Source organism: Candidatus Symbiopectobacterium sp. (assembly GCF_020054415.1).
Taxonomy (GTDB): domain Bacteria; phylum Pseudomonadota; class Gammaproteobacteria; order Enterobacterales; family Enterobacteriaceae; genus Symbiopectobacterium.
Genome location: NZ_JAHWCO010000578.1, coordinates 1 through 3,730 on the forward strand (window position 1 = coordinate 1; position 3,730 = coordinate 3,730).

5 protein-coding genes and 2 pseudogenes are annotated in these 3,730 nt (G+C 50.8%); 6 read left to right on the plus strand and 1 reads right to left on the minus strand.

Annotation, left to right across the window (positions count from 1 at the left end):
* From QZ506_RS16845 to QZ506_RS16870, 6 genes and pseudogenes are all read left to right on the plus strand, one after another.
* Positions 1-83: pseudogene (locus tag QZ506_RS16845) on the plus strand (lipoprotein); the annotation flags it as partial.
* Between the two features lie 225 nt (positions 84-308).
* Complete coding sequence (gene artP / locus QZ506_RS16850) at positions 309-1,037, plus strand: arginine ABC transporter ATP-binding protein ArtP (RefSeq protein ID WP_291972647.1); 729 nt, start codon at positions 309-311, stop codon at positions 1,035-1,037.
* Positions 1,038-1,057: 20 nt separating this feature from the next.
* The gene (gene artJ / locus QZ506_RS16855) at positions 1,058-1,789 is read left to right on the plus strand and encodes an arginine ABC transporter substrate-binding protein (RefSeq protein ID WP_291972641.1); all 732 of its coding nucleotides are present in this window, start codon (positions 1,058-1,060) and stop codon (positions 1,787-1,789) included.
* Between the two features lie 9 nt (positions 1,790-1,798).
* Entirely contained in the window at positions 1,799-2,515 is a 717-nt protein-coding gene (gene artQ / locus QZ506_RS16860; protein WP_291972643.1) for an arginine ABC transporter permease ArtQ, read from the plus strand.
* Entirely contained in the window at positions 2,515-3,183 is a 669-nt protein-coding gene (gene artM, locus QZ506_RS16865) for an arginine ABC transporter permease ArtM (protein WP_291972645.1), read from the plus strand. The genes artQ and artM overlap by 1 nt, the downstream gene beginning before the upstream one ends.
* A gap of 209 nt (positions 3,184-3,392) precedes the next feature.
* Positions 3,393-3,593 (plus strand): annotated as a pseudogene (locus QZ506_RS16870) (transporter substrate-binding domain-containing protein); the annotation flags it as partial.
* A 28-nt stretch (positions 3,594-3,621) separates the two neighbouring features.
* Here QZ506_RS16870 and QZ506_RS16875 read toward each other — a convergent pair.
* Positions 3,622-3,730, minus strand: a 109-nt coding sequence (locus QZ506_RS16875) for an IS1 family transposase (RefSeq protein ID WP_291968657.1), incomplete at its 5' end; no start/stop codon positions are given.

The following is a 3,730-nucleotide window of genomic DNA, read 5'->3' on the forward strand; positions in this document are numbered from 1 at the left end:
AGGTGGGTGAAGCCATGGCCATGGTCAAAGCGCTTAACCGGATCACGCTATTAGGAATGCCGAACAGTATTCGCATCACGTAACAATCGACCCGTATGGGGCGCAGTCGTTACAAGTTCTGATTTATTCAACAAAGCCTCTGTTATCCTTCGGTCCCGACAATTACAGCCAACCCGCCGCTTAACCAATATTTTGTACTATTATTTATCCATTAGTCCGCTAATTGGCAAATTTTAACCCACGGCGATTGCATAAGTATCCTGCCGACGTTAACATTCGCGGCATCAATGTCTATTCAATTCTTGCGCATGAGTATTCAACTAAACAGCATTAACTGTTTCTATGGCGTGCATCAGGCGCTATTCGATGTCACCCTTGATTGTCCGGCTGGCGAAACGCTGGTGTTATTGGGTCCCAGCGGTGCGGGGAAAAGCTCGCTGCTGCGCGTATTGAACCTGCTGGAAATGCCACGTTCGGGCACGCTTTCCATTGCAGGCAACCAGTTTACGTTTGCACAGCCGCCGAGTGACGGTGCCATTCGTGAGTTGCGCCGCAATGTCGGCATGGTATTTCAACAATACAACCTGTGGCCACACCTGACCGTCACGCAAAACCTGACCGAGGCACCTTGTCGGGTATTGGGGTTGAGCAAAGACGAGGCGCTGGCACGTGCAGACAAACTGTTAACACGTTTACGCCTGCGCGATTTTGCTGATCGTTTCCCGCTGCATTTGTCCGGTGGGCAACAGCAACGCGTGGCGATTGCCCGCGCACTGATGATGGAACCCCAGGTGCTGCTGTTTGATGAACCAACAGCCGCGCTCGATCCTGAAATCACGGCCCAGGTGGTCGGTATTATTCAGGAACTGGCACAGACCGGCATCACCCAAGTGATCGTCACTCACGAAGTGGATTTTTCACGTAAAACTGCCAGCCGTGTGGTGTACATGGAAAATGGCCGTATTGTCGAACAGGGTGATGCGAGCCACTTTACTGCGCCGCAAACCGCTGAGTTCGCCAGTTATCTTTCTCATTGATGAACAAGATGGAAATGACAATGAAAAAATTACTCGTTGCAGCACTCCTCGCCAACGCCAGCGTTGCCGCCAGCGCCGCTGAAACCATCCGTTTCGCGACTGAAGCGTCTTACCCTCCGTTCGAATTCGTGGGCGATAATAACAAGATCCAAGGATTTGATGTCGATCTTGCCAATGCGCTGTGCAAAGAGATGAACGCCACCTGTACGTTTAGCAATCAAGCCTTTGACAGCTTGATCCCAGGGCTTAAATTCCGCCGTTATGAAGCGGTTATGGCGGGGATGGATATTACGCCGGAACGTCAGCAACAGGTTACGTTTAGCCAACCTTGCTACGACAACTCTGCGCTGTTTATCGCACAGAAAGGCAAAGTGGCCGATATTGGTGCCCTGAAAGGTAAGCGCGTTGGCGTGCAAAACGGTACGACTCACCAAAAATACCTACTGGACCAACACAAAGATGTGACCACAGTGCCCTATGACAGCTATCAGAATGCCATTCTGGATCTGAAAAGCGGCCGTCTGGACGCGGTATTCGGTGACACCGCCGTGGTGAATGAGTGGCTGAAACAGAATGACCAGTTGGCTACCGTAGGTAGCAGCGTGACGGATAAAAACTACTTTGGTATCGGTTTGGGCATTGCGGTGCGTCAGGGTAACGATGCACTGGTCAAACGCTTCAATGACGCGCTGGAAAAAGTCAAACAGGATGGCACTTATCAGTCCATCTACAACAAATGGTTTCAGCAGTAATCTCGCTCAATGATTGAATTTCATCCTCTTGCAAGCGCCGCCGGCATGACCGTCGGCCCTGCCGTTTGTGCACTGGTACTCGGTTTGATTCTGGCGATGCTGTTTGCTGTCTGGGAAATGGCGCGCTGGAAGCCTGTTGCCTGGTGTGGCACAGCGTTAGTGACGCTGCTACGCGGTCTGCCGGAAATTCTGGTGGTGCTGTTTATCTATTTTGGTTCATCACAGTTGCTACTGATACTGGCAGATGGCTTTACGCTCAGTATTGGTGGCGCAGCGTATCCCATCAAGTTAAACATTGAGACGTTTGAAGTCAGCCCGTTTCTGTGCGGTGTGATTGCATTGGCGCTGCTGTATGCAGCCTATGCGTCACAAACGCTGCGCGGCGCGCTCAAATCGGTCCCGCAAGGGCAGCGCGAATCAGGGCAAGCCCTGGGTTTGAGTAAAGCAGCTATCTTCTTTCGTCTGATCATGCCGCAAATGTGGCGTCATGCCCTGCCCGGTCTCGGCAACCAATGGCTGGTATTGCTGAAAGATACCGCATTGGTGTCATTGATTAGCGTGAACGATCTGATGCTGCAAACCAAGAGCATAGCCACACGTACCCAAGAGCCCTTTACCTGGTATGTGATTGCGGCAGCAATTTATCTGGTAATCACCTTGTTAAGTCAATACGTCCTCAAACATATCGAACTGCGTACTACGCGCTTTGAACGGAGGCCGTCTTGATGCTTGCCTACCTACCTGAATTGCTCAAAGGGTTGCACACCAGCCTTAGCCTTACGCTAGTGGCGCTGATTGCCGCACTGGTTATCTCTTTGGTGCTGACGGCAGTGCTTGCGTTAAAAACGCCGGTATTGTCGCTGATATCCCGGGCGTACATCACGCTGTTTACCGGCACACCGCTGCTGGTGCAAATCTTCCTGATCTACTATGGTCCGGGCCAGTTTCCGGCAATCCAGCAGATCCCGTGGTTGTGGCACTTGCTCTCTCAACCCTGGCTGTGCGCCATGATTGCGCTGGCATTAAACAGCGCGGCCTATACTACGCAACTGTTTTACGGTGCCGTACGCGCCATACCTTCCGGGCAGTGGCAATCCTGTGCAGCGCTGGGTATGTCACCGGCACAAACATTGCGTATTTTGCTGCCCTATGCCTTCAAACGCGCCCTACCGTCCTATTCAAACGAAGTGGTGTTGGTGTTTAAAAGTACCTCGCTGGCTTACACCATCACGCTGATGGAGGTGATGGGTTACAGCCAACTGATGTATGGTCGTACCTACGATGTCGCCGTGTTCGGTACCGCAGGGATTATTTATCTGTGCGTCAATGGGTTGTTAACATTGCTGATGCGGCTCATCGAACGACGCGCACTGGCGTTTGAACACCGTAACTGATATATCTTGTACGACAAAAAGCAGGCTTCGGCCTGCTTTTTGTCTGTTTCATCAGTACTTAAATGTATTTTAAATCATTTTATTTGCATATTAATTCACTTAATGGCAATGTGATTTCCGTTGAGCGGGAAGCATGCCGCATGAGAATTTAAAAAAATCGTTGGAGCACAACATGAAAAAAATTCGTGGTCGCCACGTTACTGGCAGGTATGGTATTTTGCGCTAACACCGCAGACACTATCCGTTTTACCGCCTCCGCCACCTATCCGCCATTTGAATCTCTCGATGCCAACAACGAGATCGTCGGCTTTGATATGGATCTGGCGAAAGCTCTGTGCAAACAGATGCAAGCTAACTGCACCTTCACCAACCAAGCTTTCGGCAGCATGATTCCGGCGCTGAAATTCCGGGTCGTGTATTCAATGAGTTGATGTAGCATCAAACGTAGTACTCGCGTTCGATGTAAGTACCGATGATCCTATCGTGCATTTCGGATGATTTTGAATATCCGAGCGTCTTGCGATTGAGCCGTTGCAATCGGTTACGC

Coding starts and splice junctions, on each gene's coding strand:
- artP (WP_291972647.1), top strand. CDS start 309: ATGAGTATTCAACTAAACAGCATTAACTGTTTCTATGGCGTGCATCAG.
- artJ (WP_291972641.1), top strand. CDS start 1,058: ATGAAAAAATTACTCGTTGCAGCACTCCTCGCCAACGCCAGCGTTGCC.
- artM (WP_291972645.1), top strand. CDS start 2,515: ATGCTTGCCTACCTACCTGAATTGCTCAAAGGGTTGCACACCAGCCTT.
- artQ (WP_291972643.1), top strand. CDS start 1,799: ATGATTGAATTTCATCCTCTTGCAAGCGCCGCCGGCATGACCGTCGGC.